Below are 26,144 nucleotides of genomic sequence, written 5' to 3' on the forward strand. Positions count from 1 at the left end.
TTTATTGAATATTTGTTCGGATCAGAAAATCAAAATGCTTAACAAGGGAGCATGCACTCATTTTGATTTTTGACACCTATATCATACATTATACATCTTGTAAGCGATAATGGTTGCACCCGGAAACCCGCATGACATCACATGTATTCCAGAATCCATGCCCTGTACAAATGTTTTTAAGGAGAGAATCTGACTGCAGCGCCTACATCATCAAATTGATTCAGTCTTTTTTCTGTGATATTCTTGATAGGAAAAATGTTGACAGAAGGAGAATATTATGAAAAACAACACAAAGAAGATTATTATTGGATTAGTATGTCTTGTAGTTCTTGTAGCTGCATTTGCAGTATGCTGGAAGGTATTTGGACCAAAGGCCACAAAGGGTGACAAGCACATCACTGTAGAAGTAGTAAATAGCGAAGGCGCTACAACTGACTACGAACTTGATACAGATGCAGAGTTCCTCCGCATCGCTATGGATGAGCTTCATGACCAGGGCTTTAGCTATGATGGAACAGATTCTGAGTACGGAATCATGATCTCAGCTATTAACGGCGAGACAGCAGACTATGCAACAGACGGAGCTTACTGGGCTCTTTATGTTAACGGCGAATATGGCCAGTACGGCTGCGATTCACAGCCTGTAACTGATGGCGATACATACACATGGACTTATGAAAAGGCACAGTAATTTATAGTATGTCTAATAGTACTTCTGGAAGAATAACAATACTGGATATTGCCCAGATAGGGCTTATGGTTGCGGTAATAGAGGTTTCCAAGGCAGCACTTGCTTTTTTGCCCAATATTGAGCTCACAAGCTTCTGGATCATCATGTTCACACTCTTTTTTGGATGGAAAATAGTGGCAGTAGTGCCGGTTTTTATCCTGATTGAGGGCAGTATTTACGGCATGAATCTGTGGTGGATAATGTATCTCTACGCTTGGCCTCTGCTGGTGCTGATAGCCTGGTTTCTCAGGAAGAATGATTCGGCTATTTTCTGGGCAATTGTGTCAGGAATCTTCGGACTTTGCTTTGGCGCATTATGTTCCATTCCTTATGTGGTGATAGGCTGGAGCAGCGGCGGTTTTGCAAATGGCATTAGAGCCGGATTTGTATGGTGGATAGCCGGGATTCCCTGGGATTTTATCCACTGTGCTGGAAACTTTGTACTGATGCTGGTATTGTATAGGCCAGTTAACGGTGCAATGAAGAAGCTGAAAGCTTCGAATGTCTGAGTAATTTTTTTTAATACTAGTAATTTTGGCACTAGGAATCATTGACGATATGGTACAATGAATTCTGGTGCTAATTTTATGATTGAGTCAGTTAAAGAAAATGAAACTTCTATAGCGAAAGTAATAAGGAGTATTCTCCCGATTGAGTGGATGCGTTTTAATATGTACAATTCAGAAGATTTGTATAGGCATATACCATTTTTGACTTTTAGGGTTAAATGTGAAAATGATGTATTTATCGCCCTAAAAAAGTCAGTGGAAGAGTTCAACGGAAACGAAAAATGGCAGATGTTTAGAGATCCTTTTTCGAAGAAAGGAAACTATATATTATCAGTGGTGGCTTTGAAACATCTATATGAAGCAAGGTCTGCTAGAGAAGAGTTTTTCAGTGAAAAAAGTTATTTTGGGGAGAAAGAGTATATCAAATTTTGTGATAATGCATTGGATGATATACCTAAACTATTTGAGTATATACAAGCGCGTTTTAACGGGTAACTAAGGTAAGAAAAGCAAAGATGGGATAATATCGTATTTTGTTTGAAGAGGAAAGGATAATCGTATGAGAGACAAGCAGAAACTGATTCAGCAGGCCATGGACAGGGCTGTGGCCAATAAGGAGGTTGCGGGAGTTAACCTTTTAGTAACTCAGGATGGGCAGGAAACTTACTATGCCCAGAGTGGTCACGCTGATATAGCCAAAGATATACCAATGAACCGCGACACTATTGTTCACCTTTACTCCCAGTCAAAGCCAGTTACAGCGGCAGCAGCAATGCTTCTTATGCAGGATGGGGTCATTGATCTGGATGAGCCTGTAGAAAACTTTTTTGAGGGCTTCAAGAACCAGACATGCCTTATTGATGGCCAGATACAGAAGGTACCTGATGATAAAAAGGTGAGAATATTTGACCTTCTGAACATGACTTCAGGACTTGTTTATCCTGGAATTAACACAGAAGCTGAGAGAGCTACGTCAGCTCTTTTTATAGATGCTGTCAGAAGGCTGGAAAACTCTTATGATATTGCTGATTATAGGGAAATGTCTGAGGATGAGCGACAGAAGCATCAGATGTCAACTCTTGAATTTGCTGATGAGATTGGCAAGTTTCCTCTCCAGTTTGTTCCCGGAAGCTATTTCCAGTACGGAACAAGCGCAGACGTTCTGGGAGCTGTAATTGAGAAGGCTACAGGCCAGAAGTTTGGCGACTTTTTGAAGGAGAGACTATTTGACCCTCTTGAAATGAAGGATACAGCCTTTTTTGTTCCTGAGGAAAAGAAATCCCGCCTGTCACGAGTTTATGAGGTTCACGGCGGAGAGTTCAGAGAATTTACAGGAGACCATCTCATCATCAGAAATGATGGAAACCCAAATGCCTTTGAATCAGGCGGGGCAGGCCTTTTCTCAACTCTTGATGACTATTCCCACTTCGGTCAGATGCTGCTTAATAACGGAACCTACAAGGGAAAAGAAATCCTGACTCCAGCTACAGTTAAGTTTATGACTAATGCTTCCCTCAAGGAAGGCCCACAGCATGCCTTCGATAACTGGCATGGTCTTGAGGGACACTCATACAGAAATCTCATGCGTATCATGACTGATCCTGAACAGGCCCTTATCATCGGCCACAAGGGCGAATACGGCTGGGATGGCTGGCTGGGTGCTTACTTCATGAATGATCCGGAGAGCAGGACAACAATGATCATGCTGACACAGATGAGAGATTATGGCACAGGCCATCTTACAAGAAGAATCCGCAATATTGTGCTTTCATGATATAAAAAGCCTGGAACTACAGCGAACTGCCGTAGCTCCAGGCTTCATTATTGAAGACTAATCGCCTTCTACTCGACTTATTCCCAGAACAGTTCATCTAAGGTCTTGTTCAGGGCCTTACAAATTGAAATACACAGATTGATAGTGGGGTTGTAATCACCCTTTTCTATAGCATTTATTGTCTGCCTGGAGACTCCGCACATTTCTGCAAGCTGTTGCTGTGACAGATCCATGCCTGCTCTGGCAGCCTTCATCTTAAGATTCTTCATGTGAATCACCTCTCTTATCCATAAAGCGCTTGATCAGAAATGATACAAGGATTGCGCCGAACAATACTGCCACCATGAGGTTTAAAGAGCTTCCTGTTGCAAGCCCATCCTCAGTAAAGCCCTTGGTACTGCTTGCGAAAAATGCCAGTAAATTGCAGGCTATTACAAATGCAATTAGTGTCATCCAGGTACCGACTTTCTGTCCAACCTGAAGATATGCATCATTGAAAATACAGTAAATTGCGTAGATAGCGAGTCCGATAAAGGCAATAGTTATTACTACAAACTGTGGTGACACAATATCCTTAGAAGGGCCATAAAAGAAGACTGCGTAAAAGACATTGAGTAATATTGTTGTCATGAAGCTGATCTTATAGCCCTTGCCTCTTACAAGAATCTGCCTCTCATCATAATGCTCATTGTTGCCTGTTAGCTTCTTCCTGATGATCATGATAATTAGGAAGAGTACCAGAAATACTGCTACAGTTGTCAAAATGTCAAAAATGTTGTTTCCCATCATACACCTCCAAAGATTACTCATTGATAATGTTATTTGATCGCGACGTCGTTTGCTCTTGTTGTGATTTTATAATAATACCCTAATAGCAATATGTCAAGTATATATTACATAATAATTATAATAATTTACACGGCTTTCCTAACAGGAAAGTTTTTCTACTCCTACTGATAATACCTGTGTATTACGCTTTATCGCTGCCTTTTATAGAATTTAATTATCAAAAAGCAAGGAGATAAGCGTATATGAATAAAAGTACAGGATACAAAAACATATTGAAGAATTTTCAGTACATGAAATTGATGATGGCATCACTGATAAACCGCTTTGGGGATTCTGTGGATGCCATTGCATCAGCCTGGATTATCTACGAGCTTACCAGTAATGCTATGTGGTCAGCTGTAATATATGGTGTGAATAAACTTCCGTCAGTTCTTATAATGCCGCTTGCCGGGGCTTGGGTAGAAGGAAAGCGCAAGAAACCGGTTATGGTTGTTACTGATATCATAAGAGCTATATGTGTTGCTTTTATTGCAACAGGCTATTTATTTAACTTTCTGGAAGCCTGGATGCTTGTTATTACAACTTTTGCGATTTCAACAGCAGAGGCCTTCAGACTTCCTGCAGGTTCAGCAGTAACACCTAAGGTCCTGGATAAAGAGGATTTATCCTATGGAATGTCTTTGTCTACAGCACTTGGTACTATAGTTGAGCTTATTGGAATGGGAATTGCAGCAGGTATCATTGCTTTCGTCGGTACTGCGGGAGCAATTTATATAGATATGGCGACATTTCTTTTATCAGCCTTTCTGATCTCAACTGTAAAGATGAGAAATGATGAGCCATCCAATGTAAAAGGTAATTTAAGTAACTATTATTCAACGCTTAAACAGGGCTTTTCATATGTCCTTAGCAGTAAAGTTGCCAGATTCCTCGTTTTATTTGCAGCTTTTTTGAACGGAATCCTGGTTCCGCTTAACAGCCTTCAGGCTCCGCTTGCAAGCGAAGTTCTCGGAGGTGGCGCAGAAGTTTTATCAGTTCTTGGCATCACTGTTACTGTTGGAACTCTTATAGGTACTGTTGCATATCCTATTCTTAGCAAATTTATAGGAAAAGAGATATTTGTGATCAGTGGAGGCCTTGCAATTGGCATATATTATATTTCTCTTATTATTGCAAAGCCAGCTTATGACAGTGTAGTATTTATGTATGTATTTGTGGCTTTTGCAAGCTTCATGTTGGGACTTGCTATTTCGCTTCTTACAGCTTTTTTGCAGGTAGAATTTATAGAGCTTATTGAGGAGCAGTATCTTGCAAGAGCAGCATCTATCATGAATGCCATAGGACAAGCAGTAACACCAATAATGTCTCTTGCTGTGAGTGCTCTGGCAGCATTCCTTCCAACAGATGTGATCTTTACTCTTACCGGGGGCTTTGATGTGATAGTGTGCCTATACATAATAGTTTCACGCACTTTGACTAATACGTTTAAAAGCGAGGAATCCTTAAATGCAGCTTAACTTGCATGAGAATATAAAGAAATACAGGAAAGAAATGGGGCTGACTCAGGAAGGACTGGCTGAAGCTTTTGGAATTACAGTGGGCGCTGTGTCGAAGTGGGAGAGTGGCAGTACCATCCCTGATATTATGACCCTTATGGACCTGGCAGACTTTTTTGACATATCTGTTGATACGCTACTTGGCTATACCATTTCCTCCAAGAACGTAGATGACATTATAGACAGGATAGAGAAACTTTTGTCTGATGGTCATTATGATGAGGCAATTTTGGAAGCGGAAAAGGCTATAGTCAGATACCCGGGGAACTACCGCATTCTAAATAAGTGCGCCAATGCCTATGTGACGGTCAGCGCTGTTAAGAACTTCAAGAAAGAATATAGGGAGAAAGCCCTTGAACTATTTGAGGAGTCGCTTCGCTATGTGGATCAGAATACTGGAATCGATGACAATGAACTGTCAATAAGATACAAGATTGCAGAACTCAAGATAAGCGACTATCCCAATGAGTCTATCAAGGAATTTAAGGAGATTAACTACAGAGGCGCTGCGGAAATAGGCATTGCCCAGGCCTATCGCGCGCTGGGCAAGAAAGAAGAAACCCTGGACAGGTATACCAGGGCACTTTCAGGGATACTCGTGCAGAGTATAGAGCTTGCTACCGGAATGAATGTAAGCCTTATGGCCATGGATAAGCCAGCCTCCTACAAGGAGGCAGCAGATCTCATGGACTGGTGCATAGATATAGTTGATGCCACTTCCAATGGGAAGACAAGCTATCTTACAAAGGTCAAGGTATTCTGCCTTGCTCTCAAGGCCATAAATCAGTCCTGCTATAAGGACTATGATAATATGAAAAAGAGCCTTGATGCCGCTTATAAACTGGCAAAAGAGTACGACAAAAGACCATCTAATGAATTTAATGGGAAAATAAAATTCTGGCATGCCGGAGAGGATTATAAGAACCCTATATATGATAATCTGGGCCACGGAGCTGTGGAGGGCATCAGCAGCCTTTTTGAAAATGTAAAAGGGCCGGGAGAGAAGAACGTTATAAAAAAGATGGAAGAAGCCAGCAAATACTGGGAGTCCTTGATTTGAAATCATACCCACCTTAGCATTCAAGGAATATATCTATGAATGGCAAGGTGGTACATTTATTGGACCACATTGATAGTCCCCATATGTTATACTTAATGAGTGCAGGGTGAACCTGCAGAAAGTAGGGGATTTTCATGAAGCTGGTACATTTGTCAGATCTTCATCTTGGAAAAAGAGTTAACGAATTTTCAATGATAGAAGATCAGGAATATATTCTGATACAGATCATCAACAGAATTGATGAGATAAAGCCCGACGCAGTAATTGTTGCGGGGGATATCTACGATAAATCCGTGCCTTCAGAGGAAGCTGTAAGGCTATGGGATGATTTCTTAAGTAAGCTTGCAAAGCGTAAGCTTGAAGTCTATGCCATTAGTGGCAATCACGATTCCGCTGTGAGGTTTGCACAAAACTCACGTATCATAGACCAGGCAGGAATCCACTTATCTCCAGCTTATGATGGAAAACTTATGCATTTTACAATACTTGATGAGTACTCAGAAAAGAGCGGTGATGTAAATCTTTACATGCTGCCCTTTATTAAGCCTGCAGTAGTAAGGTCTTTTTACCCTGAGGAGGATATTAAGGACTACACAGATGCAGTGCGGGTTGCGCTAGAGCATGCTGATGGTAGTATAGATCCTACAAAGCGCAACATCCTGGTTGCCCACCAGTTTGTTACCGGGGCAGAGCGCTGCGAATCTGAGGAAATCACTGTTGGCGGCCTTGATAACGTCGATGCTTCTGTGTTTGATGATTTCGACTATGTGGCCCTTGGCCATATCCATGGTCCTCAGAAGGTTAAGAGAGATACTATCAGATATAGCGGAACGCCCCTCAAGTACTCTTTTTCCGAGAAGGACCACCACAAGTCACTGACAGTAGTCACGGTAAAAGAAAAAGGCAAGGTCCAGATAGAACTTGTGCCCTTTGAGCCTCTGCGAGATCTTCGCCAGATCAGAGGAACCTACGAGGAACTTTCAGATAAAAGAAACTACGAGGGAACAAGGAGAGAAGATTACATCCATGCAATCCTTACTGATGAAGAGGATATTCCTGATGCCATCAGTAAACTCAGGATCATTTATCCCAATCTTATGAAGCTTACCTATGATAATACGAGAACCAGGGAAAATAAGGTTATCGAGGGGGCTACAGATATTGAGAGGAAGTCTCCAATTGAGCTTTTTGAGGAATTCTATGAAAAGCAGAACAACCAGGAAATGAGCGATGAACAGCGCGAGCTAGTAAGCGGACTGATAGAGAGTATCTGGAATAAGTAAAGAGAAGCTAGCTAATAGACTGTAAGTATCTTGAGATAATAAAGGGGAACGTAGGGGAGAATACAGGAATAGAGATGAGACCAGAAAATATAAAACTTTCCGCCTTTGGACCATATGCCGGGGCGATAGATTTAGATATGAATGAACTTGGGGAAAGAGGGCTTTACCTGATAACGGGAGATACCGGGGCAGGCAAGACCACTATTTTTGACGCTATCTGTTTTGCTCTTTTCGGAGAGGCCAGCGGAGGCAGCAGGGAAGCCAACATGCTGCGCTCCAAGTACGCAGATGACGACACACCTACCTTTGTTGAGATGTCTTTTACCCATGGGGGAAAAGAGTATTTTATAAAGCGAAATCCAGAGTATATGCGCCCTGCAAAGCGCGGAGAGGGACTGAAAAAAGAGCTTCCAAACGCAGAGCTCCACATGCCGGATGGCAAAGTGATAACCAAGGTCAAGGACGTAAACAGTGCAGTTACTGAACTTCTTGGAATTGACAGAGGCCAGTTTAGCCAGATAGCAATGCTGGCTCAGGGAGACTTTCTAAAGCTCCTTCTGGCTGATACCAAGGAGCGCCAGGAGATTTTTAGAAAGCTCTTTAAGACTGAGTGCTATCAGACTCTTCAGAATCAGCTTGAGGCTGAGCGCAAAAAGAGCTATGTGGCCTGTGAGGATGCCAAAAAGAGTGTTAAACAGTACATCTCAGGCATAGTCTGCAGGTCGGACGATCAGCTAGTGCTGGAAGCGGACAAGGCAAGAGCAGGAGAGATGGTCATAGACGATGTGATGGAGCTTATTGAAAAGCTCCTGTCTGGAGACCTGGCCAGGAAGGATGCGGCAAGGCAGCAGATAGAGGGCCTTGATAAGGCCCTTTCAGAAGTAAATGAGAATATTGGAAAGGCCAAGCAGCTTGAAAAAGCAGTAGCAGACCTTGAAAAAGCCAGAGCAGAGCTTGAAAAGGAGCTTCCAAGGGAAGAGGGCTTTAAGAAAGCCTTTGAAGATGCGGAAAAAGAGCTTCCTAAAAAGGATGATTACAGCAGGCTGAAGGCCCAGATAGAGGCAGAACTTCCAAGATATAGGGAATATGAGGAAGTACTTCTTGCTACTGGTAAGCTTGAGAAAGACATAGTAGCCTTGGAAAAGAGTATCGAGGTTTCTATAAAGGCTCAGGAGGAAAGGGCTTCTGAAATTGAGGAGCTTAAAAGGGAACTTTCTGGTTATCAGGATGTTGGAGCAAATAAAGAACATCTTTTATCAGAGAAAAAGGGGCTTGAAGATAGGAAAGATAAGCTTGATGTCCTAAATAAGAAGGTTACAGCCCTTCAAAGAGATGAGAAGGCGCTGGAAAAGGCCAGGGAAGAGTATAAAGAGATTGATCATATCTACCAGGAAAAGAACGGTCTTTATGAGCATATTTTTAAGCTCTACAGAGATGGCCAGGCGGGAGTGCTTGCCACAACCCTTGTTGTAGGAGAGCCTTGCCCTGTCTGCGGTTCAAGAAATCACCCAAGTCCTGCGTCACTGTCAATGGAGGTTCCAACTGATGCTGAGCTTAAAAAGGCCAAGAAAGATGCAGACATGGCCAGAGAAGAGGTAGCAGAGTCCAGCAGAAAGTGCAGCGAGCTTGGCAGCTCTTTTGACGTAAGCCTTGAGCATGCAAGGAGAGAGCATGAGGAGCTTGTGGGAGATATTATCACAAGTGCTGGAAGTGATGCTGCCGCATGTGGTACTGCTGCGGATAGTGGAATAGGTAAGAATGCTGCTGGTGGCGGTATAGGTGAGAATACTGCTGGTGGCGGTATAGGAAAGAGTTACGATGGCGAAGGGCAGCTTTTTTCAGGTATAGATTATAGGAATGATATGAAAGGCCCTGAGCCTCTTAGTTTGGAAGATATGAAAGAGTCTTCGGAGAAGCTTGCGAAAAGTTTATCTGAGAAGATTTCTGAGGTAGCAGGTCTTATCAAGGCTGAGGACCAGCGCATAGCCAGAAAAAACCAGCTTGAAAAGATAGTTCCTGAAACTGAAAGTGAGCTTAATAAGTTAAAAGAGCTCTCTTCCTCTCAGAAGGAGACGCTTGCGGCAGATAAGAGCCGCCATGAAGCTGATAAGAAGCAGTGCGAGAGCCTAAAGGCAGGATTTAGCTTTGAGAATAGGGCTAAGGCTGAAGAAAAGATAGGCGAGCTGGACTTTAAAGTGTCGGCAATACAAAGCTCTTTTGACAAGGCAGACAAAGAGCTTAAGAGCCATGCCAAGAAGATAAGCCTTTTAAAGGGGCAGATCAAGGGACTTGAGGAGTCTCTCATAGATGCCAAGGCTCCTGATATGGAGGTACTTCTTGCTAAAAAGAGTGAGCTTGAGGGAGAGAGGGCTTTACAGACTGATGCTTATACCAGCGCAAATGCAAGAATGGAGAGTAATGAGGCCGTAAGGGCAGGCATCGAGAAAAAACAAAAAGAGCTATCCCAGGCAGAAAAGCGCCTGTCCTGGATGAACTCTCTTGCAGATACCGCAAGCGGCAAGCTCTCCGGCAAGGAGAAGATCATGCTGGAGACCTATATTCAGACCACATATTTTGACAGGATAATCGCAAGAGCGAATCTTAGATTTATGAAGATGTCTGATGCCCAGTACGAGCTAAAGCGCCTGGAGGAGGCTACTAATAACAAGGGGCAGAGCGGACTTGACCTTGGCGTCATCGATCACTACAATGGTACGAGACGAAGCGTCAAAACTCTGTCAGGAGGAGAATCCTTCATGGCAGCTCTTTCACTGGCACTGGGGCTTTCTGATGAGATCCAGTCATCTGCCGGAGGCATTCAGATCGATACAATGTTTGTGGATGAGGGCTTTGGAACTCTGGATTCTGACTCATTGGAGCTTGCTTATAATGCTCTTGCAGGGCTCACTGAGGGTAACCGCCTTGTGGGAATCATATCCCATGTCACAGAGCTTAAGGAAAAAATCGACAAGCAGATAGTTGTCACCAAGGAAAAGAGTGGTGGCAGCAGAGCTGTTATTGTTGTGTGAATTGAGGTATACAAATGGCAATAAAAGTTACAGGTAAAAACAGAAGAGAATATATGACACAGACTCCTGTGCCCAAGCTGATACTGACTCTGTCAGTTCCAACAATTATCAGCATGATGGTAACAGCAATCTACAATACTGCGGACACCTTTTTTGTTGCCAGAGTATCTGACGTTGCAGAGATCAACACTTCTGCCACAGCAGCAGTTGGACTCGTATTTACCATAATGGCTTTGATCCAGGCTACAGGCTTCTTTTGCGGACATGGTTCAGGCAACTACTTATCAAGAATGCTGGGAGCAGACAATTATAAGGAAGCCAGCGAAATGGCTTCTACAGGCTTTGCGCTAGCACTTATCCTGGGTGTGATATTTGCTATTACTGGGAATATCTTCGCAGGACCAATTGCAGGATTTCTTGGAAGAGGAGCGTCTAGCCAGACTCTTGAATTTACAATGCAGTATATGAGGATAATTCTCTTTGGCGCCCCATTTATGATGGCACAGTTTGTGGTAAACAATCAGCTCAGATTCCAGGGAGCTGCTTACTATGCCATGATTGGTCTTATGTGCGGTGCAGTTATGAACATGGTACTTGATCCACTTCTTATCCTGGTGATCCATCTTGGAGTAAGAGGCGCAGCTATAGCAACAGTTATGGGCCAGGCCACAAGCTTTTTGGTACTTCTTATTGGCACTAGCAAAGGGGAGAACATAAAGCTTCTTCCTCAGAATGTGCACCTCAACTGGCATTTTATTAAGGAAATCATTAACGGCGGGGCACCATCTCTTTTCCGTCAGGGCCTTGCCGCTATTTCTACACTTATTCTCAACTATACAGCTGGCTCAATTGGCTCAGATGCTGCAATTGCAGGTATGAGTGTTGCGGGCAGGATCATGATGATGCTGGCAGCAGCTCTTATTGGATTTGGTCAGGGCTATCAGCCAGTCTGCTCCTTTAACTACGGCGCAGGCCTCACAGCCCGCGTAAAAGAGGGATTTAAGTTCTGCGTCAAGTATTCAACAATTGTTCTTGTTGGTATCGGCGCCGCAGCTTTTATTTTTGCTCCATACATTATTTCTGGCTTTTCAAAGGACCATGCTGCGATTACTGTTGGTGTTGCAGCTCTTAGATTCCAGGCCTGCACACTTCCTCTTTCAGGAGCAATCGTCATCAGTAACATGATGCTTCAGTCTATCGGTAAGGGCGTCAAGGCTTCTATCACAGCTTCCGCCAGAAACGGAATCTGCTTTATCCCTATGATCCTGATCCTGCCTACATTCCTTGGCATCACAGGCGTAGAGATGGCCCAGGCCTGCGCTGATGTGCTATCTTTGTTCATCGCAATCCCCATGGCTTATACGGAACTTAAGAAATTCTAAAACTTGCATTACTTGGCTTGGCGGAATGATGCAAAAAGAGGAAATTTAGATTTGTGCATTACTTAGGTGCTATTGAATGATGCAAGAAATGGAATATATTGATATATGCACTACTCGAGCGTCAGATAATGATGCAAGAGTAGTGTTTTTGTTTGTTTTGCATTATTTGGACATGTCAGAATGATGCAGAATAAAGGAAAATATGATTTGTGCATTACTCGAGTGTCAGACAATGATGCAAAAGTAGTGTTTTTGATTTTTTTGCATTACAGTGGCTTGGCGGAATGATGCAGAATAAAGGAAAATATGATTTGTGCATTACTCGAGTGCCAAAGAATGATGCAAAAATAATTTTTTTACTTGTTTTGCATTACAGTGGCTTGCCAGAATGATGCAGAAAAGAGAAAAATATGATTTGTGCATTATTCGAGTGTCAAAGAATGATGCAAGAATTGTGTTTTTATTTGTTTTGCATTACAGTGGCTTGCCAGAATGATGCAGAATAAAGGAAAATATGATCTATGCATTACTCAAATTCCAGACAACGTTCCAGACAAAGATGCAAGAGTAGATGAAGAATATTATCAATTAGTGCAATTGACACTGCAAAACCTCGTTGTTATCATAACTAAGTGTTAGCGGCAACTAACATGTAAGAGCAAACGTAAGGCAGGCACGAGTGTTGACTTGTGTATCTTTAGTCAAACGCATATCTGTGCCGGCCTTAAACATGTAAATACAACGTGGAGGAGCAGAAAGTATGAAGAAAAAAGTATTAGCTATGACACTTGCTGTTATGACATTTGCAATGGCAGGATGTGGAAATGTGGCAGAAGATGCAAACGCAGATAATGCTGCGTCTGTGGTTTCAAGCGGGGAGACAGCTGCGGAGGGCGCTTCTGATGAAAGCGATGCAGTAGAAAGTGCTTCGGTAGAAGCAACAATTGCAGAGGAGGAAGTGCCTCTTGCAGCAGCACTTGACCCAAATACAGAGTATGTCTTTGGAACAGCAACACTTACCTATGCTGAGTTTTATGCAGGGGATGTATCAAGCACTGATTCTTATGATGCAGTTTCATCTGCAACAGCCAAGAAATATGAGATTTTCCCTAACATGAGCACAGACTTTGTGGATGAGACATCAAATGCAGAGGGCTACAACATTCTTGGAGTTAAGAATGTAAATGTGGCAGTACCTGCTGATCAGGCAGAGGAATTTGCTAAGATCAATGACTCTTTTGCCAAGGCAGATGAAGAACCTGCGCAGTACAAGATTGTAAGCGTTGAAAATGGACAGGCACAGTACTCGGCAACAGTGTTTAACATTACAGATACAGTAACAGACGCAACAGCAGAGCTTCTTACAGGAACAAACTGGGGAGATTATCAGCTCAACGTTGTGGAAAACTCAACTAAGTACATCAGAAGTTCAAGAGAAGACGAGAATCTTCCAATTGGAACAGATATTCAGGGCGTTATCCTAGAGACAAAAGATGGTCTCAAGGTAGGTATGGAGCACCTTCAGAGTATTTGGGTAATGCCTTACGAAATTTCTTTTAACATCGAAGCAGACAATACTCACAACCAGAGAGTTAAGTTCGACAACCTTTCAGAGCTGTCCAAGCTTGAGGAAAAAGAGATAGTTTCAGTAACCTTCATTAATCAGAATGACGCTTATGTGTATAACTTTGATCCGGTTTATGTAAAGCCAGTTTACAGAGATGTGGAAGTTACAGGTGTTATAGATGAAAAAGAGGGAACTCTTACCCTGACTGGAGTGCCTGAGGGACTTGAAAATCCTCAGATTGAGGCAGTATATATCGTCGGAAAGGGACATGACAGTGTAAAGACAAATCTTTGCAGCGGAGCTCTTGAAGGCGAGACAGTAACAATCGACGGCGCAGCTTTATCAGAAGCAAAGAGCGCTCAGGCAGAGGAAGGCCGCTATAGCGTTGTAATTTCAAGCGATAACTACGCTAACATAGCTGTAACGGTGGAATAATGAAGTTCCTGATTTCCTTTTGTCTAATTGTATTATTGGTGCAAATCTGCGGTGACAGACTGAGGAAGAAGCCGCTCCCATACTATGTGGGAGCGGTTATTTTAGCGGCTGCAGCGATAACTGTTCAGCTTATGCCAGGTGATATCTTCTCTGGAAGTATTGCCCTGAAGACCGTTAAGGCTGTTCTGTCCTACATTTCAGGGGGCGCCATGGTTGGAGCGCTGTTCACCCTTGTTATGTTTGCAGGGGCCTTTGTGCAGGGAAGCACGCTGGCTAAAAAGTCTATGCCTGTAAGAGCGCAGCTCTCAATTTTGGGCGGCATTCTGGCTATAGGGCACGGAATTGCCCTGGGGCAGAGCTTTATAAAGAGACTAAATTTTACTGTAGAATTTGTGATATCTCTTTTACTGCTCCTTGTGATGGTGCCGCTATTTGTGACCTCATTTACTGTGATCAGGAAAAAGATGAATCCAAAGTCCTGGAAAAAGCTTCAGCGCCTTGCATATCTCTTTTACCTTCTGACCTTTATCCACATTTTGGCCTTTGAAATGCCTAAGGCTCTGCGCGGGGTTAAGGGCTATGCACTTAACGTATTCGCGTATTTTGTGGTTTTTGTGAGTTATCTCTTTTGCAGGATTTTCAGATCGGTCTATAAGAATGCAAAAGAAAAAATGTTAAGAGCCCAGGTTATTTCTGTGGTGGCGGTGCTGCTGATTGCTGCGGCCGGGAGTTTTGCTGTAGCAGCAAATAATGCCAGGAATAACAAATCAGAGGATTATGTGGATAATAGTGGGAACTTACCGGAAGTAATTGTGGATAACGAGGCTGATGGTGGGAATTCTCATGGTAATGATGGGGAATATCCAGAGGTTGCCGGCGCCAGAAGAACAAGTGAAAACGAAGATGCAGGAGAAATATTGGCTTCTGGACCAAAAGAAGTTGAAGTTGAGTCTTCAGAAAGTTATCATTATATAGATGGAACCTATTACGGCGAGGGAATGGGCAATAATGGCAAGATTGGCGTTAATGTCACCATTCAAAGCGGCATGATATCTGCCATTGAGATAGTTAAGTTTCCCGATGACGCGGACTATTTTGATGTAGAAAAAGATGGTTCTAAGATGACACAGCAGATGATCGCGATTCAGAATGCTGAGGTTGATACTGTTTCCGGTGCGACCTACTCTTCTGAGGGACTTATTGATGCGGTGAGTGCGGCCCTTAAGGAGGCGGAGAGCGGAGCTTCTGAGTGAAAACCAATAAGCGAAGTGCATCAAGTAATGATCAACTCTGGCGAAAAATTACATCGAGGAACAGAAAAGATTTGTGGAAGAAAGTATATATGAGTTTTAGCTTTAAAAGGATTAGAAGAAATATAAAACATAAAACAATGGCTGGAATGGCGCTGATTTTATCAGTTGCCATTCTTTCTGGTTGCGGAAAAGGCAGCTTTCAGTTTCCCAAAGTTGTAGACGGCGGAGCAGTTGGTGAGGAGATAATGCACGTCAGCACTATATTTGCCATGGATACGGTTATGGATATTCAGGTGTATGGCGGTGAAGAAGCGGAAGGTCTTTTGGCAGATGCGGATAATCAGATCCGCACTTTGGAAAAAGAGCTGTCTGTAACAGATGAAAATAGTGAGATTGCGGGGCTTAATGCAGCAGGATCAGCTGAGCTTTCTAAGGAGCCAGCACAGATCATGAAGGAAGCTCTGATGTACTGTGATAGCACAGATGGAGCTCTTGATATTACAATTTATCCGGTGCTCAGGGCTTGGGGCTTTACTACTGGAGAGTATCAGGTGCCTGGAGATGAGGAGATTGCAGGACTTCTTGAAAATGTGGATTACAGAAGTGTGAAGCTTGAAGAAGCAGATGCAGATGGCAGTGATGATCAGGCAGCAGCACTCTGCACAATTCCAGAGGGCATGCAGGTTGATCTTGGCAGTGTGACAAAGGGCTACACCAGCAGGAAGCTTGCCCAATATTTCCGCGACAATGGAGTTACAAGTGCACTTATAAATCTTGGCGGAAATGTAGAGTGTGTGGGCAATAAGCCTAATGGCAGCAAGTGGAATGTGGCTGTAAAGAGCCCCTTTAAGGATAGTGATAGCGGAATCCTTGGGGTAATACAGGCTTCTGACGAGGCAATAATCACTTCCGGTGGATATGAGAGATATTTTGAGGAAAATGGTGAAACTTACTGGCACATCATAGATCCTTCAACTGGAAAACCAGCAAGGAACGGCCTTATCTCCGTTACCATAATAGGTAAGGATGGCCTTATGTGTGACGCCCTTTCCACAGCTCTTTTTGTAAAAGGGCGTGATGGGGCTATTGATTACTACCGCAAATATTCCGCTGCCAGCACAGATTCGAGCAGCGTAGCCAATGACAAAACAGCAAATGCTGCAGATGCTGCGAAACAGGAAAGCTCTTTTGACATGATCCTTGTGACTACTGAGGGTGATGTCTACATAACCCCAGGAGCTTCAGAGAGATTCTCGCTTTCTTCCGAGTATCATGATCTTTCGCTTCATGTCTTGGATTAATATAAGAGCCGCTAATATGAAGTATATCAGAATCCCTTAAGCCACTGATCATAGGCGGCCTTGTATTCGTCCATGTTCATGGAACTATTATATAGATGCATGTGCTTGTAGCGGCGCCTTGCTGCGCCGTAGGGGGCGAACTCTCCTTCGAATTCGTTCAGGTTGCACATCTCGTAGCCATCACCATTCATTATGGAGATGGGGACGATTATCGCATTATTGATCAGGAATTTCTCCGCTTCTGCAAAGGCGATATAGCGCCGCTTCTGACTGTAGTTGATACTGCTGGCCTGCTGGATCATGGAATTCCATCTGGCATTTAAAAAAGAAATCTTCGTATCACTACATCTATTCCAAAAAGTATATTCATAGTCATCAGTAAAGGGCTCAGCCCAGGTCAAAGGATCTGAGAAGTTGGCGCCCCATCTGCATTTGGTGAAGGCATACTTGCCGCTTTCAATTACAGAAGTGGTAAAGCCAGTGTCATTGCCGGCTTCCACAACTACATCTACAAAATTTCTACCAAGAGCCGCTTCAATCATGAGCTCAGCCTTATATGCCTCTTTTACCCAGCCCTCAACAGAAGGGTCATAGGGCATCAGAATCTTGATGGGGTATTTGACACCCTCTTCGTCAAGCTCAGCTTTGGCAAGTTTCCTAAAATACTTAGCCTGAGCGATGCTGTAGCTGTCTCTTCCTGAAATTGCGTTAAGGGCAGGGAGCTGAGTATAGTCCTGGCCCTCTATCCACAGGGATCTTGGTGGAGTGATGGTGTTACTTATAAGAGAAGCAGGGTCTTCCGGCTCGTAGATAGACAGCAGGGAAACTCTGTACAAAGAAGCCATGACCGCTTTTCTGAAATTTTCGTTAACTACAGCTTTTTTCCAGTTTTCCGGGTCATATTTCTCATCGAACTGAGGATCGAAGTTAAAGGCATAGAAGTAGGTAAAAGAGCTATCTGGTCTGGAACGGTGGATATGCTTGGAAATTTCCGGGTCTTCCAGGGATTTAACAAGCTGATCATATGGGATTATGGCCCTGTCTATGCTGCCTTCAAGGAACATTTCAACAGAAACATCGGAAGCATCATAGTCGTAATAGTTTTCAACCCTGTCAATATAGACATTTTCTTTATCCCAGTAGGATGGATTTTTTACAAGAATTTGCTTTTCAAAGGGCTGAAAATAGTGAAGTATAAAGGCACCACAATATAGAAGATTTTTATGGTCTTTGGCAAACATAGGACCAACTTTTTTGAGGTAGGATCTGGAAACCGGAAGAAAGGCAGAATAGGACAGCATGCTTAAAAAAAACGGGCAAGAGTCCTTGAGCGTGTAGATAATTGTCTTTTCATCGGGAGCTTCAACTGTAAAATCAATGGGCTTTGAGAGGTCATTGTCATCAGCGTATTCGGCGGCACAGAGCCAATCATCTGAGGTTACTTCATCGTAGTAATTACCATTATGGTCAACCCATTTGAGGTTATCTCTCAAGTGAAAAGTCCACTGAGTCATGGCACTATTGGAATCCCAGCTTTTGGCGAGGCCGGGAACTACTTTGCCATAAGAGTCATAGTCGATAAGGCAGTCAATGACATTTGAGCAGATAACGTTGTCCACAAGTGCGTTTGTGGACAGGTAGTTGAGGCTCATGGTTTCAGAAGAATAAAGAGTTTTATAGACTGCAGCGTCCCCTTTGTAGTATTCATCAAGGTTGTGATTTTCAATATCAGGGAGCTTATAGAAACTACAGCCGCTGTTAAGGAGCATAAGGGCGCAAAGACATATGGAAAGAAGCTTGTTTGTCTTTTTCATCCCCTCATCTCCTTTCCGATAGATTCGTAGTATTTGCGTTTATTTTCGTACATTTCGGCTTCAGCGTTTTTGATGACAGTTAGGAGCTTTTTGTCAGGTGTAGCCATGGCAAGGCCGCAGGCTACGTGGTAGTTGTTATCTTCAATTGCCTGGATCACCTTGGCAAGGTCCTTACGAACAAGGCTTTCGTCTCGCTCATATCTAAAGGCCACGAATTCATCGCCGCCAATCCTGTATGTGTTGTTCTCGCCAAACTCTGAAGAGATGAGAGTTGCTATTGTTTTTAGCATATTGTCACCGGCAACGTGGCCCTGAGTGTTGTTGAGTTCGTGTAGCCCATTTACGTCAAAATATATGCAGGCAAGACCGTCTGTGCCTTGCTGCAGGTGGGAGCAGAAGTATTCATAGCGGTTTCTGTTCTGAAGGCCAGTTAGAGCGTCCATATTGGCACGTCTTTCGATACCTACAAGGGAACCGGTTGTGATGTGGATTATGTAGAGGAAATAGATGACAAGTCCGATGCCCGCAACCAACAAGAAAATATACAGATAGGTGTGGATTGGCCGAACCTGGGCGTAAACACTCTCTGAGGGTACGCTTACCAGCATTTCCCACTCAGCAATGTCCATTGGAAGGAAGCAATAGTAAGTGGTAGTGCCGGTTGCACTATCGGTGCCTACAGCATAGCCGCTACTGCCGTTTCTGATGGCTTCGGTAAAAGAGCCATCTACACTAAGCGAATTAAGGCTGAAGCTGGCTTCCTCTATGGTCTGAAGCTGACGACCGGCGCCGTCAATAAGGAACATGCCGGTATTTCTTTCTATAACTGATACTGTTGCACTACCATCATAAATATTGGGAACCCAGGCACTTAGAATATCCTCAGGAGTAACTGTTCCATAGATAAAAGCGATTGTTTCGCCTTTTCTTCTGATGGGCACAAAGGTTCTTATGTCATAGACACCAGGAGTATCGAGATCCTCCTGAAGAGTGGATATATGCTCGCCTTTTTGCTTTATCTTTTCAAAATCCAGAACGCCTGTGGCATCAATGTCATTTCCGGTTATTCTGATAATGGTATTGTCATCAGTGAGGATTGCAATATCTGAAATAGAAGATGTGACTTTGCTTATGGTCAGGTAGGAATTAGTTTTGAAGGAGGAAAGGGAATCCTGGGAGGAGGAAATGATCCTTGCGGTCATACGCAGCATATTTCTGCTCGCACGAAATTCACCCTCGATTGATTCGATGGTTTCTTCTGTAGCATTTTTAAGTTTCAGATAACTCTGTTCCCTTGTGTAAGACCTGATAAAAAAAACGAAAAATAAAGAGCCGATCATAGCAGCTATTATCAGGACTATGGTAGCAATAAGGCTTCGAGTTCTAAATCTTTCCTGCGCTTTATTCCACATATGCAAAAAACTCCGAGAGAATACTTCCCATGTCCATACATATACACAGTAATTATAGCATTTATGCGGCGTCTAATTATGAAAACTAGCGAAAATAAATATGTAAATTTACGAAATTATAAAATTCTGAAGTTATGAAGTTATGAAGTTATGAAGTTATGAAGTTATGAAGTTATGACAGTTGATATTTGCTTGCTTACAATATGATTGCATGCACTAGCTTGTGGCAAAGGTCTATGATATACTTCTCATAATGATATTCGAATTGTTATTATGGATGAGTCAGTGATCTAGGGGTATTTTCACAATTCTATATCATATCTATATCAAAAAATTATTGGGGAAAATCATGAAAAACAAATCCATCTTAAACAACAAATTATTCTTATACATGACTGAGTTTTTTGCAGGAATGTCCGTAATGGCTGTAGAGCTTGGCGCCAGCAGACTTCTTGCGCCATATTTTAGTTCATCGCAGATTGTGTGGACCATCATAATTGGAACTATCATGATTGCTATGGCTCTTGGAAACATCTATGGCGGTAGGGCAGCCGACAAAAACCCAGATCCGGGAAGGCTTTATGGAAGGATCATTGTTGCAGCTCTTTGGATCGCAGCAATTCCAGTGCTTGGCAAATACATAATTCTAGGGATTTCTGCAGTTTTGATCTTTGCAGTTAATAGTAACTTCCTTGTTATTGCTGCCTTTGCGGCTTGTATGATAGTGTTCGTTTTTCCGTTATTTCTTTTGGGAACGGTAACACCAAGCCTTGCCAAGTACACTACAGACTCCCTTGAGGACAACGGCAAGATTATTGGAACTCTCGGCGCTTTCAATACGATCGGAAGCATCATTGGAACCTTCGTTCCGACCTTTGTCACAATCCCTGCAGTGGGTACCGCAGCTACATTCCTTATCTTTGCTGGAATTCTCCTGGCGCTGGCAATTCTTTATTTTGTTAGCTCTGGAAAAAGGAAGGTGGTTTCAAGTCTTCTGATATTCGCTCTCTGCGTAGTTTTCGGCCACAGCTCCAGCTTTGCTTTCTGGGAAAAAGACCTGACTTTCGAAGGAGAGTCTGTCTACAATTATCTTCAGGTAAAGGAAACTGACAATTCTGTAATTCTGTCCACCAATGTGCTCTTTGGCGTTCAGTCTATTCTTGTCAAGAACGGCCAGTTAACTGGCATGTACTACGACTACGCCATGGCAGCCCCATATATGACTGGGGTAAAAGAAAAAGAGTCTCAAGGTCAGAAGCTAAACGTCCTGATCCTTGGCATGGGGTCAGGAACTTACGCAACTCAGCTTAGCCGCCATTTTGATAATGTTGAAGTTGAGGGAGTTGAAATTGATGATAAGATAACTGATCTTGCCCACAAATATTTTGAACTTCCTGATGAAACAAAGGTTACAACTTACGATGGAAGAGCATATCTTGCGGCTATAGACGGCAAGTATGATGTGATCATGGTGGATGCTTATCAGGACATCACTATTCCATTCCAGATGTCCTCCGTAGAATTTTTTACCATGGTCAAAGATCACCTTACTGATGACGGAGTAATGGTGGTCAACATGAATCTCTACAGTGATGAACTTGCGGCAGATGCTGGAGTAAATGCTGGCATTGATGCTCCTTCCATCAACACTTATCTTGCAGACACAATCGCATCAGTCTTTGATAACACCGTAGTTGTGGATGTTCCCTATTCAACCAATAAAGAGCTCTTTGCCACAAACAATGGCGCTTTTATGGATACTCTTTTAACAAATATCGAACTTGAAGAAAATGAGACACTTAGGGCTATGATGACAAGAGCCCATGACACAGCAATTTCCTACAACGGAACAGGCCACATCATGACTGATGACAAGGCCCCGGTAGAGCTTCTGGGCATGAGGCAGATCGACCTTATCATCAAGGACGAAGTCAGCTACTACAAGGAAATCTACAATTCTCAGGGAATACAGGGACTTTTGAAGCTGTTGTAAATGATTTTTTTGATTGCGGATTCGCATGAAATATAGTAAGCTAGTAATAGTTTTGCAATAACTAAAATATTAAACTTTAATGTAAAATATAATTATACACCGCATAAAGGAGAGAGAACATGTTTAGACTGAGCATTAATCCCAAGAGCCACAAGGGTCACATCAATCCTGAGCTTCAGGGACATTTTGCAGAGCATCTCGGAAGGGGAATCTATGAGGGGCTCTATGTCAAGGAAGATGCAGGCATCGAGAATGTAAACGGCATGAGGAAGGACGTAATTGAGGCGCTTAAAGAGCTTCAGGTACCAGTTCTCAGATGGCCAGGCGGATGCTTTGCAGATGAGTATCACTGGAAAGATGGTATTGGTCCCAAGGAAGGCCGTAAGAAGATGATCAACACTCACTGGGGCGGAGTTGTAGAGGATAACAGCTTCGGAACACATGAGTTTATGGAGCTTTGCGACCAAATCTCCTGCAAGAACTATGTAAACGGAAATCTTGGAAGTGGTACAGTTCAGGAGATGTCAGAGTGGGTTGAATACATGACCTTTGATGGAGTATCTCCAATGGCTGACCTTCGTAAGAAGAACGGACATGAGAAGCCATGGAAGGTTGACTACTTTGGAGTTGGTAATGAGAACTGGGGCTGCGGCGGCAATATGCTTCCTGATATGTATGCTAATCTTTATCGCAGATATCAGACCTATGTTCGCGATTACAAGCAGGATGAGCATGTAAATAAGGTATGCTGCGGTGCTAACGCTGAGGACTTTACATGGACTGAGGAAGTTATGAAGACTTGCTTTAAGGCACCTGTTCATCTTCACGGTTTCATGGATGGACTCTCACTTCACTACTACACAGTTCCTGGAACATGGGAGCACAAGGGAAGTGCTACAGACTTCGATGAAAAAGAATATTACAAGACCCTTAAGAAGACTCTTTTCATGGAGACTCTTATTAAAGGCCATGCAGCGATCATGGATAGATATGACAAGGATCACAAGGTTGGTATGGTTATCGACGAGTGGGGCACATGGTATGATGTAGAACCAGGAACCAACCCAGGATTCCTCTACCAGCAGAACACTATCAGAGATGCTCTTGTAGCAGGTATTAACCTTAACCTCTTCAACAAGCACTGCGACAGAGTCAAGATGGCCAACATTGCTCAGATGATCAACGTACTTCAGTCCGTAATCCTCACAGATGGCCAGAAGATGATCAAGACTCCAACTTATCATGTATTCAACATGTACAAGTATCATCAGAACGCTGAGCTTCTTGATAGCTTTATTGAGACACAGGAAATCGGACTTGAGGATGAATACAAGGTTCCAAATTTGACAGAATCTGTATCACTTGGCACAGACGGCAAGATCCATGTGACAATCACAAACCTCTCCTGCAGCGAGAGTTATGAGATTGAGGCAGCAGTTGCAGATACTGAGGTAAAAGAAATCTCTGGCCAGGTAGTTGGCGGCGAGATGCACCTTCACAACACCTTCGAGGAGCCTGAAAATGTTGTAGCAAAGGCCTTCGATGCTGTGGAAAACCTTGGAAACGGCAAGCTTAAATTCACAATTCCAGCAAGCAGCGTTATCCACCTTGCACTTAGCATTTGATCAAGATACTGATAAGATAAAAAATAAATGATAACCCCAGTTCCTATAAAATTTTAGGGATTGGGGTTATTGAGTTTTATGATATATGCCAACTAGTCCGATATGAATTCTGATTTTCTGAGGAAATTCAATAATCTATAGATTCCAGAACGTATTTTCATTATTACGTTCAAGAAGTTATTGTATAATGTAAGTGGATGTATGAATGGTGTGCAACTGGTTAAAAGATACACATATAGATACTGACCAGGCAGAAATACGCACTATGCTACGTATTTCGTGAGAAATTATTGTAGTGTGAGAGGAATGCATGGAAAAAAGAGAAAACCCGATAAATAATATTATTGAGCATATGCCTGACCTCGATTTGCTGGGAAGAATACGGGTGCTTGTAAGATGGCTGTCCTTTGGAGGACTCACAGGACTACTTGTGGGACTTACAGGAACAGCTTTTTATTATTCAATAAGCTGGGCAATGGAATTTAGAAAAGGGCATGATTATATAATCGCAGCTCTTCCGCTTGCGGGTCTTCTCATTGTCTTTTTGTACAGACTCTGCAAAGACTACGAGGATAAGGGGACAAACCTTGTTATCAAGTCAATCCAGGAGGGGGACAATCTGCCTGTGACTAAGGCACCTCTCATATTTATCTCAACTACACTGACCCATCTCTTTGGAGGATCCACAGGTCGTGAAAGCGCAGCACTTCAGATGGGAGGAAGTCTTGGCTACAACCTTGGACGGCTCTTTAAGCTAAAGGATGGAGACATCAAGATCATAACCATGTGTGGCATGAGTGCGGCGTTCTCAGCTCTTTTTGGAACACCGATGACGGCGGCCTTTATGGCTATGGAAATAGAAAACGTAGGAATAATGTACTATTCAGCTCTGGTTCCCTGCGTAATATCAGCGCTGGTAGCTACTGGCATTTCAAGATATCTGGGTGTTTCAACGGAAGTTTTTACCGTGAATGTAGTTCCAGAGTTTAGCCTTTATAATGCGGTGTTTACCGGAATCCTGGGAATTCTGTGCGCGGTTGTCAGCGTTATCTTTTGCCAGACCTTGAAATTTGCAGGAAGAAATTATAAGAAGCTTTTGCCAAATCCCTATATTCGTGTGTTTGTAGGCGGTGTGATTGTAGCGGGACTGACCTTTCTGTCAGGAGTAAGATACTTTAACGGCGCAGGTATCGACGTTATTGAGATGGCAATAAAAGGAGAAGCGCCTTTTTATGCCTTTCTGCTAAAGATAATATTCACAGCCCTTACTCTTGGTGCGGGTTACAAGGGCGGCGAGATTGTGCCGGCGCTCTACATCGGAGCAACCTTTGGGTGTCTGTACTCACAGATTCTTGGATTTGACCCGGCCCTGTGCGCAGCCATCGGAATGGGAGCGCTGTTTTGCGGAGTTACAAATTGTCCGATCTCATCGCTTTTTATCTGCTTTGAACTGTTTGGATTTAAGGGGATGCCGTATTATCTTTTGGCGGTAGCCCTTAGTTACACCTTTTCTGGCTATTCAAGCCTTTATAGCAGCCAGAAGATTGCTTATTCCAAGTTCCACAATAAGTACGTAAATCGCCAGACAAGGTAATTACAAAAATCAAGGAGCGGCATCGAATATCCACTGATAATCGTGCCGCTCCTTCTATATAATTGCCATCCTACCTTTCAAAGTTAAGCGAATAGATCCAGCCTGCTTCCGGCTGTATCATATCCATATCCTGACTGATCCTGTGAGTACCCTACTGTCATGCCCTGGAATCTGTTTGCCACTTCGTTGTACATTCTGCTTGTTTCCTGAGATTTCTGAACCATGCCAATAGCAAGCTTCATAGGATCTTCATTGTCGGAATCATCACCAATAAGCTGTGCATTGGGATATCCAACAGGATTAACATTTGGAATAACGCCCTGGGCAGCGTGCTGAACGAATGCATCTGAAACCTCGGATTCGTTCTTGACTGCCAAGTTCATAGGCTGCACATAGCTCATGCCATAAGCGTTTCCAAGAGAACCTATAGATATTGCCATTTAATCTCCCTTTCATAAACTTGTCGGGACATATGCGGAAGAAAGAAGTCTTTTCCCAACTTCATAACGCCCATAAAGTTCTGTGTATATAGTACATTACAGGCCCCAAATATACAATTATCCACAGGAAAACAAAACATAAACTTTCAAAATTAAATTATTAAATTTCGTTAAAAAGTATGATATTATAATAAAGAGGGATTTTTCTGCCCTTTTAACAAGTTCTTTTGACTATAAAACTTCAATTGTAAAAGTACAAGATAACACACGGCTTTAGGTTATCCAATGTACGGGAAAGGGGTAAAAACAGATGGGAAACAGCCAGCTGCAGTATTCTCCGTTCAGACCCAATTTGAAGACAGCCGAAGTATTTGCTTGGGGAGATCCGGAGTACAACTTATTTGATCAGTTAATCGAGAAATATGAGGAATGCCATCCTGAGTATTGCTCGCTCTCTTCTTACGAAAAAATGGTAATTGAGGAGCAAATCCATCATGAAGCTATTGGACTTACACCTCTTAACCTTATAAAAAATTTCGTTGAAGATCCTCAGTTTGATGAGTTTAGATCGGTGGATTTTCTGTGAATATGATAGTTA

The 26,144-nt window shown here is 42.9% G+C and carries 21 protein-coding genes; 16 read left to right on the forward strand and 5 right to left on the reverse strand.

Going from position 1 to position 26,144, the window contains the following annotated elements; all coding sequences use genetic code 11:
- Positions 1-277: 277 nt before the first annotated feature.
- The 4 genes from BLO53_RS10455 (at position 278) to BLO53_RS10470 (ending at position 3,013) form a co-directional block, all read left to right on the forward strand.
- Positions 278-691, forward strand: a complete 414-nt coding sequence (locus tag BLO53_RS10455; RefSeq protein ID WP_092061229.1) for a DUF4430 domain-containing protein — start codon at positions 278-280, stop codon at positions 689-691.
- A gap of 8 nt (positions 692-699) precedes the next feature.
- Positions 700-1,239: a hypothetical protein gene (locus BLO53_RS10460; protein ID WP_092061231.1), complete on the forward strand. Its 540-nt coding sequence runs from the start codon at positions 700-702 to the stop codon at positions 1,237-1,239.
- A gap of 78 nt (positions 1,240-1,317) precedes the next feature.
- Positions 1,318-1,734, forward strand: coding sequence for a hypothetical protein (locus BLO53_RS10465; RefSeq protein ID WP_143003234.1), 417 nt, complete (start codon positions 1,318-1,320; stop codon positions 1,732-1,734).
- A 64-nt stretch (positions 1,735-1,798) separates the two neighbouring features.
- A complete protein-coding gene (locus tag BLO53_RS10470) occupies positions 1,799-3,013 on the forward strand; it encodes a serine hydrolase domain-containing protein (protein ID WP_092061235.1) in 1,215 nt (404 codons plus the stop codon).
- 77 nt (positions 3,014-3,090) lie between these two features.
- On the opposite strand, the gene BLO53_RS10475 is transcribed toward BLO53_RS10470, so the two are convergent.
- Positions 3,091-3,282 (reverse strand): helix-turn-helix transcriptional regulator, encoded by a 192-nt coding sequence (locus tag BLO53_RS10475; protein ID WP_026488573.1) that lies wholly within the window; start codon positions 3,280-3,282, stop codon positions 3,091-3,093.
- The gene (locus BLO53_RS10480) at positions 3,269-3,799 is read right to left on the reverse strand and encodes a hypothetical protein (protein ID WP_092061237.1); all 531 of its coding nucleotides are present in this window, start codon (positions 3,797-3,799) and stop codon (positions 3,269-3,271) included. The genes BLO53_RS10475 and BLO53_RS10480 overlap by 14 nt, the downstream gene beginning before the upstream one ends.
- Before the next feature lie 245 nt (positions 3,800-4,044).
- Between BLO53_RS10480 and BLO53_RS10485 the strand changes: the two genes are divergently transcribed.
- From BLO53_RS10485 to BLO53_RS10520, 8 genes are all read left to right on the forward strand, one after another.
- A complete protein-coding gene (locus tag BLO53_RS10485; protein WP_092061239.1) occupies positions 4,045-5,319 on the forward strand; it encodes an MFS transporter in 1,275 nt (424 codons plus the stop codon).
- Positions 5,309-6,418, forward strand: a complete 1,110-nt coding sequence (locus tag BLO53_RS10490) for a helix-turn-helix domain-containing protein (protein ID WP_092061241.1) — start codon at positions 5,309-5,311, stop codon at positions 6,416-6,418. The genes BLO53_RS10485 and BLO53_RS10490 overlap by 11 nt, the downstream gene beginning before the upstream one ends.
- A 134-nt stretch (positions 6,419-6,552) precedes the next feature.
- Positions 6,553-7,701 carry an exonuclease SbcCD subunit D gene (locus tag BLO53_RS10495; RefSeq protein ID WP_092061243.1) on the forward strand — a complete coding sequence of 383 codons (1,149 nt, stop codon included), beginning with the start codon at positions 6,553-6,555 and terminating at the stop codon, positions 7,699-7,701.
- Positions 7,702-7,775: 74 nt separating this feature from the next.
- The gene (locus BLO53_RS10500) at positions 7,776-10,730 is read left to right on the forward strand and encodes an AAA family ATPase (protein WP_092061245.1); all 2,955 of its coding nucleotides are present in this window, start codon (positions 7,776-7,778) and stop codon (positions 10,728-10,730) included.
- Positions 10,731-10,744: 14 nt separating this feature from the next.
- Positions 10,745-12,112 carry an MATE family efflux transporter gene (locus tag BLO53_RS10505; protein ID WP_176757247.1) on the forward strand — a complete coding sequence of 456 codons (1,368 nt, stop codon included), beginning with the start codon at positions 10,745-10,747 and terminating at the stop codon, positions 12,110-12,112.
- Between the two features lie 760 nt (positions 12,113-12,872).
- Positions 12,873-14,114 carry a hypothetical protein gene (locus BLO53_RS10510; RefSeq protein ID WP_092061247.1) on the forward strand — a complete coding sequence of 414 codons (1,242 nt, stop codon included), beginning with the start codon at positions 12,873-12,875 and terminating at the stop codon, positions 14,112-14,114.
- The gene (locus BLO53_RS10515; RefSeq protein WP_092061249.1) at positions 14,114-15,367 is read left to right on the forward strand and encodes an FMN-binding protein; all 1,254 of its coding nucleotides are present in this window, start codon (positions 14,114-14,116) and stop codon (positions 15,365-15,367) included. The genes BLO53_RS10510 and BLO53_RS10515 overlap by 1 nt, the downstream gene beginning before the upstream one ends.
- Before the next feature lie 89 nt (positions 15,368-15,456).
- Positions 15,457-16,668, forward strand: coding sequence for an FAD:protein FMN transferase (locus BLO53_RS10520; protein WP_242875359.1), 1,212 nt, complete (start codon positions 15,457-15,459; stop codon positions 16,666-16,668).
- A gap of 26 nt (positions 16,669-16,694) precedes the next feature.
- Here the strand turns inward: BLO53_RS10520 and BLO53_RS10525 are convergent, their stop codons facing one another.
- Together BLO53_RS10525 and BLO53_RS10530 are read right to left on the reverse strand one after the other, a co-directional pair.
- Complete coding sequence (locus BLO53_RS10525) at positions 16,695-18,482, reverse strand: ABC transporter substrate-binding protein (protein ID WP_092061251.1); 1,788 nt, start codon at positions 18,480-18,482, stop codon at positions 16,695-16,697.
- Entirely contained in the window at positions 18,479-19,894 is a 1,416-nt protein-coding gene (locus BLO53_RS10530; protein ID WP_092061253.1) for a GGDEF domain-containing protein, read from the reverse strand. Before BLO53_RS10530 ends, BLO53_RS10525 begins: the two co-directional genes overlap by 4 nt.
- Before the next feature lie 349 nt (positions 19,895-20,243).
- On the opposite strand from BLO53_RS10530, the gene BLO53_RS10535 reads away from it, so the two are divergent.
- The 3 genes from BLO53_RS10535 to BLO53_RS10545 all read left to right on the forward strand — a co-directional run bounded on the left by BLO53_RS10535 (position 20,244) and on the right by BLO53_RS10545 (position 25,106).
- Positions 20,244-21,887, forward strand: coding sequence for a spermidine synthase (locus BLO53_RS10535; protein WP_092061255.1), 1,644 nt, complete (start codon positions 20,244-20,246; stop codon positions 21,885-21,887).
- 119 nt (positions 21,888-22,006) lie between these two features.
- The gene (locus tag BLO53_RS10540) at positions 22,007-23,512 is read left to right on the forward strand and encodes an alpha-N-arabinofuranosidase (RefSeq protein ID WP_092061261.1); all 1,506 of its coding nucleotides are present in this window, start codon (positions 22,007-22,009) and stop codon (positions 23,510-23,512) included.
- 310 nt (positions 23,513-23,822) lie between these two features.
- Entirely contained in the window at positions 23,823-25,106 is a 1,284-nt protein-coding gene (locus BLO53_RS10545; protein WP_092061263.1) for a chloride channel protein, read from the forward strand.
- An 83-nt stretch (positions 25,107-25,189) separates the two neighbouring features.
- Here the strand turns inward: BLO53_RS10545 and BLO53_RS10550 are convergent, their stop codons facing one another.
- A complete protein-coding gene (locus BLO53_RS10550; protein WP_092061265.1) occupies positions 25,190-25,546 on the reverse strand; it encodes a hypothetical protein in 357 nt (118 codons plus the stop codon).
- A 310-nt stretch (positions 25,547-25,856) separates the two neighbouring features.
- Here BLO53_RS10550 and BLO53_RS10555 point away from each other — a divergent pair, with 310 nt between their 5' ends.
- Entirely contained in the window at positions 25,857-26,132 is a 276-nt protein-coding gene (locus tag BLO53_RS10555; protein ID WP_026488586.1) for a hypothetical protein, read from the forward strand.
- Positions 26,133-26,144 lie beyond the last annotated feature (12 nt).

The organism is Butyrivibrio sp. INlla14, from assembly GCF_900102515.1.
GTDB lineage: Bacteria > Bacillota > Clostridia > Lachnospirales > Lachnospiraceae > Butyrivibrio.

Bases quoted from the DNA above. Each gene is read 5' to 3' on its own strand.
- BLO53_RS10510 (WP_092061247.1), top strand. From the start codon at position 12,873: ATGAAGAAAAAAGTATTAGCTATGACACTTGCTGTTATGACATTTGCA.
- BLO53_RS10545 (WP_092061263.1), top strand. From the start codon at position 23,823: ATGGAAAAAAGAGAAAACCCGATAAATAATATTATTGAGCATATGCCT.
- BLO53_RS10525 (WP_092061251.1), bottom strand. From the start codon at position 18,482: ATGAAAAAGACAAACAAGCTTCTTTCCATATGTCTTTGCGCCCTTATG.
- BLO53_RS10480 (WP_092061237.1), bottom strand. From the start codon at position 3,799: ATGGGAAACAACATTTTTGACATTTTGACAACTGTAGCAGTATTTCTG.
- BLO53_RS10550 (WP_092061265.1), bottom strand. From the start codon at position 25,546: ATGGCAATATCTATAGGTTCTCTTGGAAACGCTTATGGCATGAGCTAT.
- BLO53_RS10475 (WP_026488573.1), bottom strand. From the start codon at position 3,282: ATGAAGAATCTTAAGATGAAGGCTGCCAGAGCAGGCATGGATCTGTCA.
- BLO53_RS10535 (WP_092061255.1), top strand. From the start codon at position 20,244: ATGAAAAACAAATCCATCTTAAACAACAAATTATTCTTATACATGACT.
- BLO53_RS10520 (WP_242875359.1), top strand. From the start codon at position 15,457: ATGAGTTTTAGCTTTAAAAGGATTAGAAGAAATATAAAACATAAAACA.
- BLO53_RS10490 (WP_092061241.1), top strand. From the start codon at position 5,309: ATGCAGCTTAACTTGCATGAGAATATAAAGAAATACAGGAAAGAAATG.
- BLO53_RS10460 (WP_092061231.1), top strand. From the start codon at position 700: ATGTCTAATAGTACTTCTGGAAGAATAACAATACTGGATATTGCCCAG.
- BLO53_RS10540 (WP_092061261.1), top strand. From the start codon at position 22,007: ATGTTTAGACTGAGCATTAATCCCAAGAGCCACAAGGGTCACATCAAT.
- BLO53_RS10455 (WP_092061229.1), top strand. From the start codon at position 278: ATGAAAAACAACACAAAGAAGATTATTATTGGATTAGTATGTCTTGTA.
- BLO53_RS10470 (WP_092061235.1), top strand. From the start codon at position 1,799: ATGAGAGACAAGCAGAAACTGATTCAGCAGGCCATGGACAGGGCTGTG.
- BLO53_RS10555 (WP_026488586.1), top strand. From the start codon at position 25,857: ATGGGAAACAGCCAGCTGCAGTATTCTCCGTTCAGACCCAATTTGAAG.
- BLO53_RS10530 (WP_092061253.1), bottom strand. From the start codon at position 19,894: ATGTGGAATAAAGCGCAGGAAAGATTTAGAACTCGAAGCCTTATTGCT.
- BLO53_RS10495 (WP_092061243.1), top strand. From the start codon at position 6,553: ATGAAGCTGGTACATTTGTCAGATCTTCATCTTGGAAAAAGAGTTAAC.
- BLO53_RS10465 (WP_143003234.1), top strand. From the start codon at position 1,318: ATGATTGAGTCAGTTAAAGAAAATGAAACTTCTATAGCGAAAGTAATA.
- BLO53_RS10515 (WP_092061249.1), top strand. From the start codon at position 14,114: ATGAAGTTCCTGATTTCCTTTTGTCTAATTGTATTATTGGTGCAAATC.
- BLO53_RS10500 (WP_092061245.1), top strand. From the start codon at position 7,776: ATGAGACCAGAAAATATAAAACTTTCCGCCTTTGGACCATATGCCGGG.
- BLO53_RS10485 (WP_092061239.1), top strand. From the start codon at position 4,045: ATGAATAAAAGTACAGGATACAAAAACATATTGAAGAATTTTCAGTAC.
- BLO53_RS10505 (WP_176757247.1), top strand. From the start codon at position 10,745: ATGGCAATAAAAGTTACAGGTAAAAACAGAAGAGAATATATGACACAG.